Below are 14,622 nucleotides of genomic sequence, written 5' to 3'. Positions count from 1 at the left end.
CTCGTGGCATGAGCACCACGCCCGCGCCCGCTGCCGTGCCTGCTCCCGCTGCCGTGTCCGCACCCCGTGCCGCTGCGCTCGACGTGCTGCACCGCGTGTGGGGCTACGACGACTTCCGCGGTGAGCAGGCGGCCATCATCGACCAGGTGGTGACCGGTGGTGACGCCCTGGTGCTCATGCCGACCGGTGGTGGCAAGTCCCTCTGCTACCAGGTGCCCTCGCTCGTCCGCGACGGCGTCGGCGTCGTGGTGTCGCCGCTCATCGCCCTCATGCAGGACCAGGTCGACGCCCTGGCGGCGAACGGCGTCCGGGCCGCGTTCCTCAACTCCACGCAGGGCCCTGACGAACGGTCCCGGGTCGAGCGTGCGGTCGTGCAGGGCGAGGTCGACATGCTCTACCTCGCGCCCGAGCGGCTCCGGCTCGAGTCCACCCGTGCGCTCCTCGACCGGGCGCGCGTCTCACTGTTCGCCATCGACGAGGCACACTGCGTCGCCCAGTGGGGGCACGACTTCCGCCCGGACTACCTCGAGCTGAGCGTCCTGCACGAGCGGTGGCCGACGGTGCCGCGCATCGCCCTCACCGCCACCGCCACGCCGCAGACCCACCGCGAGATCTCCGCCCGGCTCGGCCTCGACGACGCCGCGCACTTCGTCGCCGACTTCGACCGGCCGAACATCCAGTACCGCATCGAACCGAAGACCGGCGCGCTGCAGCAGCTGCTCACCTTCATCCGCACGGAGCACAGCGGCGACGCCGGCATCGTGTACTGCCTGTCCCGCAACTCCGTCGAGCGCACCGCGACCGCCCTGGCCGATCAGGGGATCAACGCCCTGCCGTACCACGCAGGCCTCGACGCCCGGGTGCGTGCCCGCAACCAGTCGACGTTCCTGCGCGAGGACGGCGTCGTCATGGTGGCGACGATCGCGTTCGGCATGGGCATAGACAAGCCGGACGTCCGGTTCGTGGCGCACCTCGACCTGCCGAAGTCGGTCGAGGGGTACTACCAGGAGACCGGCCGTGCGGGTCGTGACGGGCTGCCGGCCACCGCGTGGCTCGCGTACGGCCTGAACGACGTCGTGCAGCAGCGGCGGATGATCGACCAGTCCGAGGGCGACGCCGCACACCGTCGGCAGCTCAGCGCCCACCTCGACGCCATGCTCAGCCTGTGCGAGACGATCGAGTGCCGCCGGGTGCGGCTGCTCGCGTACTTCGGGCAGGAGAGCACGGCGTGCGGCAACTGCGACACGTGCATCGCGCCGCCGGAGTCGTGGGACGGCACCGTCCCCGCGCAGAAGCTGCTGTCCACCGTCGTGCGGCTCGAGCGTGAGCGCCGCCAGCGGTACGGCGTCTCGCACCTCGTCGACATCCTGATCGGCAAGCGGTCGCCCCGCGTGCAGGAACTCCAGCACGACACCCTGGCGACCTTCGGCATCGGTGCCGACCTGTCCGAGGGCGAGTGGCGAGCGGTCGCACGACAGGTGCTGGCCCAGGGCTACGCGGCGGTGTCGGGCGACGGCTTCGGCACGGTCGTCCTCAGTCCCACGAGCGCCGAGGTCCTGACGGGCAAGGTGCAGGTGCGGATGCGTCGCGACCCGGTCAAGGCGCCGCGGGCCGGCCGCAGCAGTCGACGAACGGTCGTCACCGACATGCCGCAGGAAGCCGTCGGCCTGTTCGAGGCCCTGCGTGCCTGGCGTGCTGCCGAGGCCCGCGAGCAGGGCGTCCCCGCGTACGTGGTGTTCAACGACGCGACACTCCGGGGCATCTCCGCCGTCCGCCCGGCCGACGTCGACCAGCTCGGCGAGATCTCCGGCGTCGGCGCAGCGAAGCTCGAGCGGTACGGGCGAGCGGTCCTCGACGTCGTCGCCGCTGCCGACTGACGCCCGGCCACCACTGCATGCCGTTCCGGGCATGTGTCCTCCGCGCGCCTCATTACACTCGGTAGCTCGTCACCACGAGGAGGTCCGGTGTCCGGTTCGACGAAGTTCGCCACCGTGCTCAGTCGCGCGGTGGTGACCCCGCTCGCCCGGTTGCTGTGGCGGCCGAAGATCATCGGTCGTCGGAACGTCCCGAAGCGTGGCCCGGTGATCCTCGCGAGCAACCACCGATCCTTCATCGACTCGCCCGCGATCACGCTCATGGCGCCGCGCAAGGTGTCGTTCCTGGCGAAGCAGGAGTACTTCACGGGTTCGGGTCTCAAGGGAGCCGTCTCGCGGGCGTTCTTCGGTGGCATCGGCGCCATCGGGGTCGAGCGTGGCGCGGGTGCGGCGGCCCAGCAGGCCCTCGACCTCGGGCTGGCACGCCTGCAGGAGGGCGAGGCGTTCGCGATCTACCCGGAGGGCACGCGCTCGCTCGACGGCCGGATCTACAAGGGCCGCACTGGCGTGGCGTGGCTGGCGTTGACGAGCGGCGCCCCCGTCGTCCCCGTCGCGCTCACCGGCACCGAGGACGTGCAGCCGGTCGGGTCCCGGCTGCCGAAGCTCGCCCGCGTGACGATCGAGTTCGGGCAGCCGATCGACCTGTCGTCCTTCGGCGAGGCGTCGTCCGGTCGTGCTCGGCGCCACGCGACCGATGCGGTGATGGCGGCGATCCAGGAGCTCAGCGGCCAGGAGCCGGCGAACGCCTACAACAACCCGCCCGCGACGATCGTGGAACGGGTCCGTCGTGCACTGCAGCCGGACGACCCCACCGCGGCCGCCGTCGACCCGGACTGATCGCTGCGACTGTCCGGTCACTATTGCACATCTGAAATATCGATGGTTGAATGGCGGACGTGCCGCTCGGCACGCCGCCATCGCCGGTCGCCCGAGAACGACCAGCCACGACATCCAGATCGGACCGTCCGCAGCATGTCCTCCACCCCGCTCTTCGACTCCATCGCCCAGCGTCGCGATCAGGCCGACGCTCCACACTCCACCGTGCACTCGACCCCGTCGCCGGCGCTCGCCGTCGTGACCCCGGTGCCGACCTCGCCGATGTCCGCGCCCGTCCGCCCGGGTGACTCCACGCTGGTCCCGGCCGCCCTCGTCGCCGCGATCGACGAGATCCCGGTGCGGGTGGCATCGGCCCTCGTGACCGAGGTCACGATCCGTCCCGAGCACCTCGTCCTGGTCGAGACCGTCGCCGACGCGATCACCCGAGCGGTCGTCGACGCCGTCGTGTGCGAGCTGGACCGGATCGCCCGTGACGGCGTCGTCCGCGTCTGACCGGGCCGGTCACCGCACGATGACGACCCTCGATGACGGTCTGCCCCGGCGCCCGCGCGGAGCCGAGCGCCGCACCGCCGACCGACCGACCGAGCCCCCGCTGCGCCGTGCACGGCACGCTGCACAGCCCGGGCCCCTCCGAGCCGCCGGGGTGGCGGTGCCCCCTCCCGCCACCCCGGCTTCCACCCGGCCCGCGCAGTCCGCACGGCCGACCCGGTCCACGCTGGCCGCGCGGCCGACCCGGCCCACGCAGGCCGCCGCTCCCGCGCGCCGCCGCCTCGCGTCGTTCCGGATCCCCGCCCGGCGGACACTGCCCGCCGCGGCGGTGACCGCCGTCACGTGCCTGTTCGTCGCGGTCGGCTCCCCGCAGACCGCCGTCGCCGCTCCGGCCTCTCCGGAAGCCACGTCGGCATCGGCCGGCATGCAGCACTTCGTCGCCGACGGTTCGTCCGGGCCGACCGCCGGCCGCGACGACTTCTCGGTGGGTCGTGCCGCGGCAGCCCTCCGGGTCCCCGGTGGCTCGGGCCCGACCGGTGGAGCCGTCCGCCCCACGGTCGGTGCGGTCCCCGACGCCGGTGGCTTCGGCTCCCGCTGGGTCGTCGGCTGCGCGGCCTGCTCGTCGAACCACCAGGGGGTCGACTTCGCCGCGGCCATCGGGACCCCGGTCGTCGCGGCGCTGCCCGGCCGGGTCGTCTCGGCGGGTGTGCTCGGTGGCTACGGCAACCAGGTCCTCCTGCAGCACGCCGACGGCACCGCGACCCGGTACGGGCACCTGTCGGCGATCGACGTCCGCCCCGGCCAGATCCTCCGCGCGGGGGAACGCCTCGGGGCCGTCGGCAACACGGGCGTCTCGACCGGCGCGCACCTGCACTTCGAGGTCATCGTGGCCGGCACACCGATCGACCCGGCCGCCTGGCTGCAGGCTCGCGGCCTCCTCTGACGGCGGCGGGCGTAGCGTCGGGACGGTCGCGGCACGGAGTCGCGCCAGGACGGAGACGCACGTGCGAGTGACGGTGTTGGGGACGGGTGCGATGGGCGCCGGCGTGGCTGGATCGCTGCTCCGCGACGGCCACCAGGTGACGGTCTGGAACCGGAGTGCCGACAAGGCCGCACCCCTGGGGGACCGCGGCGCAACGGTGGCGAGTGACCCGGGCAGCGCCGTCGAGCACGCCGAGGTCGTCCTGCTCACCCTGTTCGACACCGATGCGGTCGTCGACGTCCTCGAGCAGGCCGCTGGTGACGCCCCGACCGACGCCGTGTGGGTGCAGGCCTCGACGATCGGGGTCGACGGCACCGCGACGGTCGTGCAACTGGCCGAGAAGTACGGCATCACCCTGGTCGAGGCCATGATGCTCGGCACGAAGGCCCCCGCGGAACAGGGCAAGCTCACGATGCTCGCGGCCGGCCCCGCGGACCTGCTGGACCGTGTCGACCCCGTGCTCGACGCGATCGGCGCGAAGACCGTCCGTGCCGGCGACCACGTCGGCGACGGCACCGCACTCAAGCTCGCCGCGAACGCCTGGATCGCGTCGATCACCGCGGCGACCGGGCAGTCCCTGGCTCTCGCGGCGGCACTCGGGCTCGACCCTGCGCTGTTCCTGCAGGCGATCGAGGGCAGCGCGAGCGACTCCGCCTACGCCCACACCAAGGGCGCCGCGATGATCGCCCACGAGTTCCCCGCCCAGTTCGCTCTCGACGGGCTGCGGAAGGACATCGGACTCATCACCGATGCCGCCCGGACCGCCGGGGTGTCCACCACGCTGCTCGAGGCACTCGGGCGCGTCTACGCCGATGCCAGCGCAGCCGGGCACGGGGGCGACGACATCGCCGCGGTCGGCACCGCGTTCTGACGCACGGGGACGGGCACGCGCACCCACGCACACGCGCGCACGCCCACGCACGGATCGGCCGACCGATCAGCCCCGACGGAACAACCGCCGCAGGCGCTTCGTGAGCCGCCCCACGGCCTCGTCGTTCATGGTGTTGGCGAGGTCGAACGCCTCACGAGCCGGATCGGACCCGGCCTGGATGCGTCGGAGTGCTGCGTCGGCACGGGCCCGCGAGTCGAGCTCGGCGAACGGCATGTCGTCCTCGGGGTGGTGCTCGCCGCGAGGGTCCATGCGGACCAGGCTACGCGCGACGGAGGTGGTCCGACCCGCCGTCGAGCTCGTCCACGACGCGGACCATCTCGTCCAGGAAGTCCACGACGACGGCCATCTCGTTGCTCGGCAGGTGCTCGGTGACCTCGAGCGCGCGGGCGTCGAGCTCCTCGATGACCCGGAGTGCGTGCCGCATCGAGGTGCCGGTGGCGGTGAGGATCACACCACGGCGGTCGTTCGGGTCGGCGTGCCGTTCGACGTGGCCGCTGCGGACGAGCCGGTCGACGAGCGCCGACGTCGACGCCGCCGTGATCTCGAGCCGCTCGGCGAGGTCCTTCGCGTTGACGGTGCGGCCGTCGTGCTCGGCGTCGATCAGGAACCGGAGCGCCAGCAGGGCGTTCTCGCCGATCCCCAGTGCCTCGCGCGCTCGGCGCTGGGCAGCGCTCTCGGCCGTCCGGTACCGCCGCAGGGCGTTGAGGACGTCCACGGCGGAGACCGCGGAGTCTTCGTACCAGTACCCCGCGGTGCTGGTCATCACCTCGGACGTCATGCCCCCAATGCTAGACGCTCTAGTTAGATTGTCTAGCGAGCGCGGAGACGGGACACCTGCAACACCCGTGACGCGGTTCTGTAACACCCCGGCAACGCCGGCTCGTTAGGTTCTGGACATGCAGGAGCAGCCGTGCTGAGCCGCCTCGCGGGGAACGTCTTCCACGTGGGGAGCGCGGTGGAGCGCACCGACGTCGTCGCACGGTTGCTCGACGTCTACGTCGCCCGCCGCGAACCAGGCACCCTCGACGACGACCGGCTCGTGTCCACCGAGCTCCGCAGCGTCATCGGGACCACCGGCCCCGCGAACGACCCGGACCGCGCCGCCACCGTCGACGCCCTCGCGCTCGACCGGCACGAACCCGCGTCCATCGCCGCCGCGGTCGCCGTCGCCCGCGACCACGCACGCCGTGCCCGCGAGGTCGTCTCGAGCGAGCTCTGGGACTGCCTCGACGTCACGCGGTCGCGGATGCCCCGGAAGATCGCCCCAGACCGTGCGCACGAGTTCCTCGGCTGGGTGCGGGAGCGCAGTGCCCTCGCCATCGGGGTGGTCGAGGGCGACGCCAGCCGTGACGAGGTGTGGGAGTTCTTCACCCTCGGGCGATCACTCACCCGCTGCGCCTCCACCGCACGGCTGCTGGCGTCACGGCTGCTCGAGCCGGACGCGGTCACCTCGTGGACGGCGGCGCTCCGGGCGTGCGGCGCGGGCGAGGCTTTCCTGCGCGGACGCGACCACCCACCGGTGCCGTCCGACGCCGCCGCCTTCCTGCTCCTCGACGCCCACAGCCCGCGGTCGTTGCGTTTCACCGTGCACCGCGCGGCCGAGTGCCTGGCCGACGTCGCCCCGTCCTGCATCGCGGACGAGGTCGCCGGGTTCGACGAGGTCCGTGCCCTGCTCGACGGCATCCCCGAGGAGTCGGCGCTCGCGGTGGCGGGTGACGTCGGGCAACGGCTGGCGGTGGCTGCCGACCGCGTCGCCGCGGCTCTCGACGAGCGCGTCTTCGCGTCGTCCGCTCCCGTCCTCTGAGCCGACCGGGGGCGTGTGGCGGAAGGCGGCTGGTCCGCGCGTCGTGACCGCGGCCGTGGGCCCGGGTGGCGTCTGACGGGAGGCCCGTGGCGGCGCCGGTGCGGGCCTCCCGTCCGACGGTCGGTGCGTCATGGACCGTTGGCCGACGGGCAGGGCGACCCGCCGGTCCGTCAGACGGCGCTGGAGCGGTCGGCGAGTGCCTCGTCGCGTTCCAGCTCGCGGCGGAGCGCCGCGCGTGAGCCGACCACCGGCACGGCGTGCGTGATCGCCAGGTGCAGCCGCGAGTCGGCGTCGTAGCGCAGCCGGACCCGCTGGTACCGGACGAGCCAGATGAGCGCGATCCCGAGTGCGACGAAGCCCGAGGCCGCGCCGACGACGATCGCCCAGCGCGGGCCGAAGGCATCGGCGACGGCACCGACGAGCGGGGCGCCGATGGGGGTGCCGCCCGCGAAGATCGCCATGTAGAGCGCCATCACGCGGCCGCGCATCGCGGGCTTCGTCGTCGTCTGCACCAGGGCGTTCGCCGTGGTCATGAAGGTCAGGGACGCGAGCCCGACGAACACCAGCACGATCGCGAAGGTCCAGTACGTCGGAGCGAGGGCAGCGGCCGTGCACGCGAGCCCGAACCCGCCGGCGGCGAGCACGAGGGTGCGCATCCGCGGCTTGTCCCGGCGGGCGGACAGCAGCGCGCCGAGCACCGAGCCGATCGCCATCACCGAGTTGAGCAGCCCGAACTCGCCGGCGCCCTGGTGGAACTCGACCCGCGCCATCGTCGAGGTGAAGATCGGGAAGTTCACGCCGAACGTGCCGACGACGAAGATCATGCAGAGCACGACGACGATGTCCGGCCGGGTGCGGACGTACCGGAAGCCGGCGACGATCTGCCCCTTGCCGCGGCCCGCCCGGACCCGTTCGGCGAGCTGGGCGGGGTCGACGAACCGGAGTGCGAGCAGGACCGCCAGGAACGACCCGGCGTTGATGACGAACACCCATCCGGAGCCGATCGCCGCGATGAGCACACCGGCGACCGCGGGGCCGATCAGGCGTGCGGCGTTGAAGGACGCGGAGTTCAGGGCGACGGCGTTCGAGACGTCCTCGCCCTGCACGACGTCGGAGACGAAGGCCTGCCGGATCGGGGCGTCGAACGCGGCGACGATGCCGAGTGCCAGGGCGAAGCCGTACAGCGCGAGCAGGGTGGCGGTGTGCGTGAGGACCATGACGCCGAGTCCCAGCCCGAGCAGTCCCATCAGGCCCTGGGTGAGCATGAGCATCTTCCGGCGGTCGAACCGGTCGGCGGCGAGCCCGGTGAGCGGCAGGAGCAGCAGCTGGGGGCCGAACTGCAGGGCCATCGTGATGCCCACCGCGACGGCGTTGTTGTCCGAGAGCTGGGTCAGCACGATCCAGTCCTGGGCGGTGCGCTGCATCCAGGTGCCGACGTTCGACACCAGGGCCCCGGCGAACCAGATGCGGTAGTTGCGTCCGGCGAGGGAGCGGAACATGGCGGTCACTGCTGGGCCAGCCTCCTCATGATCTCGGTGGCGTCGGCGAGGGTGCTCCGCTCGTCGGCGGTGAGTGCTGCGAGTCGCGGGGAGAGCCAGCCGTCGCGGCGGCGTCGGGTCTCCTCGACGAAGGCGGCTCCGGCGGGTGTCGCACCGAGCAGCACCTTGCGGCGGTCGTCGCCGTGCCCGCACTTGGACACCAGGCCCCGCTCGACCAGCACCGCGACGGTCTTCGTCATCGACGGCGGGGTGACGCCGTCCTGTCGGCTCAGGTCGGCCAGGGTCATGGCGCCGTCGCGGTGCAGTCGGGCGAGGGCGGAGAACTGCGCGTCCGTGACGCTCGAGTCGGCCTTCTGGGCACGGAGTGTGCGGGACAGCCGGTTCACCGCGATGCGGAGGTCGGTGGCGTCGGTCATCGGTCGTTAGCCTATCTCATTAGTTCAGCGAACGAACTGGATTTCGGGTGTACCGTGCTCTTAGACAACACGTGTTGCCGAGAGAGAAGGAGAACATGTCCGAGTTCGAGGGCAAGGTCGCCGTCGTCACCGGTGGTGGCAGCGGCATCGGCGAGTCCGTCGCGAAGGAGCTCGCAGCGGCGGGCGCCACGGTGGTCGTCGCCGACATCAACTTGGCGGGCGCCGAGCGCGTCGCCGCGTCGATCGTGGAGGCCGGTGGCACCGCTCGCGCGTTCGAGGCGAACTCCGCGGTCGCCGCGGACAACGAGCGCATGGTGCAGTTCGCGGTCGACACGTTCGGCGCGCTGCACCTCGCCGTGAACAACGCCGGCATCGCTGCGGCACCGCAGCCGATCGGCGAGTACGACATCGCCGCCTGGGACCGCGTCCGTGCGGTCGACCTGGACGGCGTCTTCTACGGGCTGCGCTACGAGATCCCCGCGATGGTGGCCGCCGGCGGTGGCGCGATCGTGAACATGGCGTCGGTGCTCGGCGTGGTCGGGATGGCCCAGAACGCGGCGTACGTCACCTCGAAGCACGCGCTCGCCGGACTGACCAAGGTCGCCGCGCTCGAGTACTCGTCGCAGGGCGTCCGCACGAACGCGGTGGGCCCCGGGTTCATCGACACCCCGCTGCTCCGGAAGTCGCTCTCGCCCGAGGCAGTCGCGGCACTCGAGGACGAGCACGCCACGAAGCGGCTCGGCACCGTCGCCGAGGTCGCCGCGCTCGTGCTGTTCCTGCTGAGCGACAAGGCCTCGTTCATCACGGGCAGCTATCACCTGGTGGACGGCGGCTACTCCGCCCACTGACGCCTCGGGCGTACCTGGTCGTTCCGGGCGTACCTGGTCGAAACGGGCGTACCTGGTCGATTCTTTCGACCAGGTACGCCCGTTTCCGCTTTCCACCGCGGGTGCGATGGGAAGGAACGTCGGACGGGAGGCCCGCCCAGCGTGCGCCGGTCGGCTCGCGGTGGGCGGGCCTCCCGTCCTTCAGTGCCGCGCGTCCGTCAGGATCGCGTCGTGCGGGAGCAGCGCGTGCACGCCCCACGTGCGGTTCGCGACCTGCGTGATGCGCATGCTCACCGCCACGCTCGCCATCGCGAGTGCCTCGGCGCGGCCGATCCGGTGCAGCCCGGCGATCCAGTCGACCATCCGGTCGAGCGCCGTGGCCGTCGCGACGTTGAGATCGGCGTCGAAGCCGAAGGTGATGCGTCCGGCGGGGGTGTCGGCGTGCACACCCTCGACCGGAGCCCGGTCGAGGAGCGTCAGGGTCATCGTCGTGGTCATGCCGCACTCGACCGCCGTTCCGGAGACCTCGCCGTCGCCCTGGGCCGCGTGCCCGTCGCCGACGTGGAGCAGGGCGTCCGGCACCGTCACGGGCAGGTACAGGGTCGAGCCGGCGATCAGCTCGCGGCAGTCGACGTTGCCGCCGCCGACCGTGCGGGGCGGGATCGTCGAGTGCTCCCCGGTGGGCTCGGGTGGGACGCCGACGACGCCGAGGAACGGTGCCGTCCGCACCCCGAGGCCGAGCTGGTTCACGGCGACACCGGCGGACACGTCGACGTCCCAGAGCAGCGGGCCGCGCGACGCCGGATCGGTCAGGCCGAGTGCGCGGTTCACCGGGGAGTCGACCCCGCCCGAGGCCGTGTAGCCCCAGTCGTCGGGCACGAGGTCGTCGAAGTGCACCGCCAGGACCATCCCCGGACGTGCGCCCGCGACGGCGATCGGCCCGACCAGGCAGTGGCCCCGGCGCGGGTCGATCAGGGTCGGGGCGTCGAGGCCCGGGCCCGGCTGGCGTTCCGTGTAGCCCGCGGCGCTCAGGGTTCGGACGGTCACCGTGTCGCCCGGTTCCACGGTCAGGACCGGCTGGCGCTCGGCGGTGAAGACGTCGACGGCGGAGTCGACCGTGGCGTCGAGGTGGTGGTGGGTGGTCACCCGTCGATCATCCCAGGCGGGTGTTCCGGGCATGCCTGGTCGGACCGGGCGTGCCTGGTCGGATCGGGCGTACCTGGGCGGATCGGGCGTACCTGGGCGGAAGTTCTGACCAGGTACGCCCGATTCCACCAGGCATCGCGGGTGTTCTGGGAAGGAACGTCCTCAGTGGAACTGGGGGATCGTCAACCAGATGCCCGCCAGCACCGCGGCGATGCACAGCGCGAAGCACAACACGGCTCCCGCCAGTGCCGCCGGCGGGGTGTGCCCGGAGCGCGGGGTCTCGTCGGAGTACTGCGTGCGCTCGCCGCCCGCGTCGTCCGGCTGCCCGGTCCCGAGCAGTCGGAGGCCGAGCGTGTACACGAGCACCAGGCCCACGGCGGCCACGAAGCCGACGCCGGCGACCGTGCCGATCGCGGTGAAGTCGATGTCCATCGTCGTTCCCCTCAGTTCGTCGCGCCGGTCGGCTGCGGCTCGGCTTGCTCGGCCGGCCCGGACTCGGTGGTGATGTCCTCGTGCGAGATCGGCTTGCGCTTGGCGAGGACGTAGAAGGTGAGCCCGCCGGCCAGGGCGAGGACCGCGACGAGCACCAGCCCGAAGGCCGAGGTCGACGCGAGCCAGGTCGCGAGCGCCCCGACCACCGCAGCGGCGGGCAGCGTGATCACCCACGCGACGACGATGCGGCCGACGACCGACCAGTGCACGTCGGCGAGCTTCTTGCCGAGCCCCGAACCGACGACCGCGCCGCTCGTCACGTGGGTCGTCGAGAGCGCGAAGCCCAGGTGCGACGAGATGAGGATCGTCGCGGCGGAGCTCGTCTCGGCGGCGAAGCCCTGCGGCGACTGCACGTCGGAGATCTTCTTGCCGACGGTCTGCATGATCCGCCAGCCGCCCATGTACGTGCCGAGGCCGATCGCGAGCCCGCAGGCCAGGATCACCCAGAGCGCCGGACCGGTGCCGGCGGCCTGGTAGTTCGCGGCGATGAGGGTCAGCGTGATGACGCCCATCGTCTTCTGCGCGTCGTTCGTGCCGTGTGCGAGCGACACCAGCGACGCCGAGATCGTCTGCCCGTGCCGGAACCCCGTCGCCGCACCGTGCGTCGTCGCGTTCTTCGTGAGCACGTACGCCAGGTACGTCGCGACCAGGGCGATCACCCCGGCGATGACCGGGGAGAGCAGCGCCGGCAGCACGACCTTCGACACCACCGTCGCCCAGCTGATCGAGTTCAGACCCGCCCCGATGATCGAGGCGCCGATGAGCCCGCCGAAGAGCGCGTGCGTGGAGGACGACGGCAGCCCGAGGTACCAGGTCGCCAGGTTCCAGAGCACCGCGCCGACGAGCCCCGCGAAGATCATCGTGGGGGAGATGTGGATGCCGTCCTGCCCCTCACGGATGATGCCCTGCGAGACGGTCTTGGCGACCTCGGTGGACAGGAACGCGCCGACCACGTTGAGCACGGCGGAGATGAGCACGGCGGTCCGGGGCTTGAGAGCTCCCGTGGCGACCGACGTGGCCATGGCGTTCGCGGTGTCGTGGAAGCCGTTCGTGAAGTCGAACACGAGGGCCACGACGATCACCAGCGTGACGATGACGATGACGTCCATGCGCAGGACGCTAGGCCCGCCCGGAACCCCCTGCGTGAACGCCGGGTGAACAGGTCCGGGATGGAGCGCGTCTGCGAGGATGGCAGTGTCTGAAAGGATGCGAGTGTGCCCACCTTCTCCGCCGCTCGCGGCGACGCCTCGTTCACCGACGCCCACGGCGTCGAGATCGTCTACTCGACCTGGCGTGCGGCACGGCCGAAGGGTGTCGTGCAGATCGCGCACGGGGTCGGGGAGCACGGGCTCCGGTACGAACCGCTCGCGCAGGACCTGGTGCGCGCCGGCTACACCGTGCACGCGAACGACCACCGCGGGCACGGACGCACCGGCCTGACCCAGTGGGACGGCGACCACGCCAAGCTCGGTCGGCTCGGCCCCGGCGGCCTGCGTGCGGCGATCGCCGCGGTGGAGCAGATGAGCACGGTCGCGCGCGCCGACGAACCCGGGCTGCCGCTCGTGCTGCTCGGGCACTCGTGGGGGTCGCTCATGGCGCAGCGGATCGTGAACACCTCGTCGGACCGCTACGACGGCGTCGTCCTGTCCGCGAGCGCCTACCGGCTGCCCGGCTGGATGAACAGCGGCGACCTCAACGCACGGCACGCGGGGTCGGGACCCACCAAGTACGAGTGGCTCACCCGCGACCGCACGATCATCGACGCGATGGCGCTCGACCCCCTGGCGGTCGAGGCCGACGTCATCGGGCTGTTCGGGCTCGCCGACACCCTCCGGCTGCTCGGGGTGCCGCGGCGGGGGATCCCGCACGACCTGCCGATGCTGCTGCAGGTCGGCTCCGACGACACCCTCGGGGGTCCGCGCTCGATCGAGCGTCTGGCGCAGGCGTACCGCCGACGCGGCCGGCTGTCCGACGTGACCGTGCAGGTGTACGAGGGCGCGCGGCACGAGGTCTACAACGAGACGAACCGCGCAGAGGTCATCGGCGACCTGGTCGCGTGGCTCGACCGGGTGACGGCGCGCTGACGGCGCTCGCCGCGTCCTGCGACGCGACCGGTGACGGACGGGAGGCCCGTGGCGACGCCGCCACGGGCCTCCCGTCCGTCACCAGGCCGGCCCACTGCCGGGCAGTCGGCCGTCCGGAATAGGGTTGCGGCATGCACGGTGAGTACAAGGTCCCCGGAGGCAAGCTGGTCGTCGTCGACCTCGAGGTCGTCGACGGCACGATCCAGCAGTTCCGCCTGGCGGGTGACTTCTTCCTGGAACCCGACGACGCGCTGCCGCTCATCGACGCGGCCGTGAACGGGCTCCCCGCCACCACCGACGCCGCGGGCATCGCCGCAGCTGTGCGGGCGGCCCTGCCGACCGATGCGGTGCTGCTCGGCTTCACGCCCGAGTCCGTCGGCGTCGCGGTGCGCCGCGCGCTGTCGCGGGCCTCGACCTGGCGCGACCACGACTGGCAGATCGTGCACGAGGGGCCGATCGGCCCGAACGAGCACCTCGCGCTCGACCAGGTGCTGACCGAGGAGGTCGGTGCAGGCCGTCGCGGTCCCACGCTGCGCATCTGGGAGTGGGACCAGCCGGCCGTCGTGATCGGGTCGTTCCAGTCGCTCAAGAACGAGGTCGACCCCGCCGGCGCCGAGAAGTACGGCGTGCAGGTGGTCCGACGCATCTCCGGCGGCGGTGCCATGTTCATGGACGCCGGCGCCGTGATCTCGTACTCGCTCTACGTGCCGTCCGACCTGGTGCAGGGCATGACCTTCGCCGACTCGTACGCGTTCCTCGACGAATGGGTGATCGAGGCGCTCAAGTCGCTCGGCATCGAGGCGTACTACCAGCCGCTCAACGACATCACCTCGACCAAGGGCAAGATCGGCGGTGCCGCCCAGAAGCGCCTCGGTACCGGTTCGCTGCTGCACCACGCCACCATGAGTTACGACATGGACGGCGAGAAGATGGTGCAGGTGCTGCGCATCGGGCGCGAGAAGATGAGCGACAAGGGCACCACCAGCGCCGCGAAGCGCGTCGACCCGCTCCGCTCGCAGACGGGGCTGTCCCGCGCCGAGATCATCGAGCGGCTGATCGGCACCTTCACCCGCCTGTACGGGGCGACCGAGGGGCACATCACCCAGGCCGAGCGGGAGCGGGCGCAGGAGCTGGTGCGGACGAAGTTCGCGACGAAGGAGTGGCTCGAGCGGGTGCCGTGAGCCCCGTTCCGATCGACGGTGGACGCGACGGCCGGAGCTGAGGGGGGACGTCCCGGCCGCCGCTTCCTCGAGTGTGCGCCTCGACCTCATGAACCAGAC

At 72.0% G+C, this 14,622-nt stretch carries 16 protein-coding genes; 9 read left to right on the top strand and 7 right to left on the bottom strand.

Going from position 1 to position 14,622, the window contains the following annotated elements:
- Positions 1–8 precede the first annotated feature (8 nt).
- The 5 genes from recQ (at position 9) to BIU89_RS16125 (ending at position 5,053) form a co-directional block, all read left to right on the top strand.
- A complete protein-coding gene (gene recQ / locus BIU89_RS16145) occupies positions 9–1,877 on the top strand; it encodes a DNA helicase RecQ (RefSeq protein ID WP_071248286.1) in 1,869 nt (622 codons plus the stop codon).
- Between the two features lie 87 nt (positions 1,878–1,964).
- Positions 1,965–2,711 (top strand): lysophospholipid acyltransferase family protein, encoded by a 747-nt coding sequence (locus BIU89_RS16140; RefSeq protein WP_027465061.1) that lies wholly within the window; start codon positions 1,965–1,967, stop codon positions 2,709–2,711.
- A 135-nt stretch (positions 2,712–2,846) separates the two neighbouring features.
- Positions 2,847–3,203 carry a hypothetical protein gene (locus BIU89_RS16135; protein ID WP_071248283.1) on the top strand — a complete coding sequence of 119 codons (357 nt, stop codon included), beginning with the start codon at positions 2,847–2,849 and terminating at the stop codon, positions 3,201–3,203.
- Positions 3,204–3,528: 325 nt separating this feature from the next.
- Positions 3,529–4,143, top strand: a complete 615-nt coding sequence (locus BIU89_RS17870) for a M23 family metallopeptidase (RefSeq protein WP_217642845.1) — start codon at positions 3,529–3,531, stop codon at positions 4,141–4,143.
- 61 nt (positions 4,144–4,204) lie between these two features.
- Positions 4,205–5,053: an NAD(P)-dependent oxidoreductase gene (locus BIU89_RS16125; protein WP_302847415.1), complete on the top strand. Its 849-nt coding sequence runs from the start codon at positions 4,205–4,207 to the stop codon at positions 5,051–5,053.
- Positions 5,054–5,119: 66 nt separating this feature from the next.
- On the opposite strand, the gene BIU89_RS16120 is transcribed toward BIU89_RS16125, so the two are convergent.
- Together BIU89_RS16120 and BIU89_RS16115 are read right to left on the bottom strand one after the other, a co-directional pair.
- Positions 5,120–5,323: a hypothetical protein gene (locus BIU89_RS16120; protein WP_027465064.1), complete on the bottom strand. Its 204-nt coding sequence runs from the start codon at positions 5,321–5,323 to the stop codon at positions 5,120–5,122.
- Positions 5,324–5,333: 10 nt separating this feature from the next.
- The gene (locus BIU89_RS16115) at positions 5,334–5,852 is read right to left on the bottom strand and encodes a MarR family winged helix-turn-helix transcriptional regulator (protein ID WP_071248276.1); all 519 of its coding nucleotides are present in this window, start codon (positions 5,850–5,852) and stop codon (positions 5,334–5,336) included.
- A gap of 132 nt (positions 5,853–5,984) precedes the next feature.
- On the opposite strand from BIU89_RS16115, the gene BIU89_RS16110 reads away from it, so the two are divergent.
- The gene (locus tag BIU89_RS16110; RefSeq protein WP_071248273.1) at positions 5,985–6,878 is read left to right on the top strand and encodes an alpha-E domain-containing protein; all 894 of its coding nucleotides are present in this window, start codon (positions 5,985–5,987) and stop codon (positions 6,876–6,878) included.
- Positions 6,879–7,048: 170 nt separating this feature from the next.
- Here the strand turns inward: BIU89_RS16110 and BIU89_RS16105 are convergent, their stop codons facing one another.
- Positions 7,049–8,377, bottom strand: coding sequence for an MFS transporter (locus tag BIU89_RS16105; protein ID WP_071248488.1), 1,329 nt, complete (start codon positions 8,375–8,377; stop codon positions 7,049–7,051).
- A gap of 5 nt (positions 8,378–8,382) precedes the next feature.
- On the bottom strand, positions 8,383–8,793 hold the full coding sequence (locus BIU89_RS16100; RefSeq protein WP_071248270.1) for a MarR family winged helix-turn-helix transcriptional regulator: 411 nt from the start codon (positions 8,791–8,793) through the stop codon (positions 8,383–8,385).
- A gap of 95 nt (positions 8,794–8,888) precedes the next feature.
- Between BIU89_RS16100 and BIU89_RS16095 the strand changes: the two genes are divergently transcribed.
- Positions 8,889–9,641: an SDR family NAD(P)-dependent oxidoreductase gene (locus BIU89_RS16095; RefSeq protein WP_027465068.1), complete on the top strand. Its 753-nt coding sequence runs from the start codon at positions 8,889–8,891 to the stop codon at positions 9,639–9,641.
- A 180-nt stretch (positions 9,642–9,821) separates the two neighbouring features.
- Here the strand turns inward: BIU89_RS16095 and BIU89_RS16090 are convergent, their stop codons facing one another.
- The 3 genes from BIU89_RS16090 to BIU89_RS16080 all read right to left on the bottom strand — a co-directional run bounded on the left by BIU89_RS16090 (position 9,822) and on the right by BIU89_RS16080 (position 12,367).
- Complete coding sequence (locus tag BIU89_RS16090; RefSeq protein ID WP_254791670.1) at positions 9,822–10,766, bottom strand: acetamidase/formamidase family protein; 945 nt, start codon at positions 10,764–10,766, stop codon at positions 9,822–9,824.
- Between the two features lie 162 nt (positions 10,767–10,928).
- Positions 10,929–11,198, bottom strand: coding sequence for a hypothetical protein (locus BIU89_RS16085; protein ID WP_071248265.1), 270 nt, complete (start codon positions 11,196–11,198; stop codon positions 10,929–10,931).
- 11 nt (positions 11,199–11,209) lie between these two features.
- Entirely contained in the window at positions 11,210–12,367 is a 1,158-nt protein-coding gene (locus tag BIU89_RS16080; RefSeq protein WP_027465071.1) for an inorganic phosphate transporter, read from the bottom strand.
- 105 nt (positions 12,368–12,472) lie between these two features.
- Here BIU89_RS16080 and BIU89_RS16075 point away from each other — a divergent pair, with 105 nt between their 5' ends.
- Both BIU89_RS16075 and BIU89_RS16070 read left to right on the top strand, forming a co-directional pair.
- On the top strand, positions 12,473–13,342 hold the full coding sequence (locus BIU89_RS16075; RefSeq protein ID WP_071248262.1) for an alpha/beta hydrolase: 870 nt from the start codon (positions 12,473–12,475) through the stop codon (positions 13,340–13,342).
- A gap of 131 nt (positions 13,343–13,473) precedes the next feature.
- The gene (locus tag BIU89_RS16070; protein WP_071248259.1) at positions 13,474–14,523 is read left to right on the top strand and encodes a lipoate--protein ligase family protein; all 1,050 of its coding nucleotides are present in this window, start codon (positions 13,474–13,476) and stop codon (positions 14,521–14,523) included.
- Positions 14,524–14,622: the final 99 nt, after the last annotated feature.

The organism is Curtobacterium sp. MCBA15_005 (assembly GCF_001864855.1).
Taxonomy (GTDB): Bacteria; Actinomycetota; Actinomycetes; order Actinomycetales; family Microbacteriaceae; genus Curtobacterium; species Curtobacterium flaccumfaciens.
Note: the sequence above shows the minus strand (reverse complement) of the source record. Positions and strands in the feature narration are given on the sequence as shown.

Excerpts from the sequence above, each read along its gene's own strand:
- BIU89_RS16070 (WP_071248259.1), top strand. The coding sequence starts at position 13,474 with ATGCACGGTGAGTACAAGGTCCCCGGAGGCAAGCTGGTCGTCGTCGAC.
- BIU89_RS16080 (WP_027465071.1), bottom strand. The coding sequence starts at position 12,367 with ATGGACGTCATCGTCATCGTCACGCTGGTGATCGTCGTGGCCCTCGTG.
- BIU89_RS16105 (WP_071248488.1), bottom strand. The coding sequence starts at position 8,377 with ATGTTCCGCTCCCTCGCCGGACGCAACTACCGCATCTGGTTCGCCGGG.
- BIU89_RS16135 (WP_071248283.1), top strand. The coding sequence starts at position 2,847 with ATGTCCTCCACCCCGCTCTTCGACTCCATCGCCCAGCGTCGCGATCAG.
- BIU89_RS16095 (WP_027465068.1), top strand. The coding sequence starts at position 8,889 with ATGTCCGAGTTCGAGGGCAAGGTCGCCGTCGTCACCGGTGGTGGCAGC.
- BIU89_RS16120 (WP_027465064.1), bottom strand. The coding sequence starts at position 5,323 with ATGGACCCTCGCGGCGAGCACCACCCCGAGGACGACATGCCGTTCGCC.
- BIU89_RS16085 (WP_071248265.1), bottom strand. The coding sequence starts at position 11,198 with ATGGACATCGACTTCACCGCGATCGGCACGGTCGCCGGCGTCGGCTTC.
- BIU89_RS16100 (WP_071248270.1), bottom strand. The coding sequence starts at position 8,793 with ATGACCGACGCCACCGACCTCCGCATCGCGGTGAACCGGCTGTCCCGC.
- BIU89_RS16115 (WP_071248276.1), bottom strand. The coding sequence starts at position 5,852 with ATGACGTCCGAGGTGATGACCAGCACCGCGGGGTACTGGTACGAAGAC.
- recQ (WP_071248286.1), top strand. The coding sequence starts at position 9 with ATGAGCACCACGCCCGCGCCCGCTGCCGTGCCTGCTCCCGCTGCCGTG.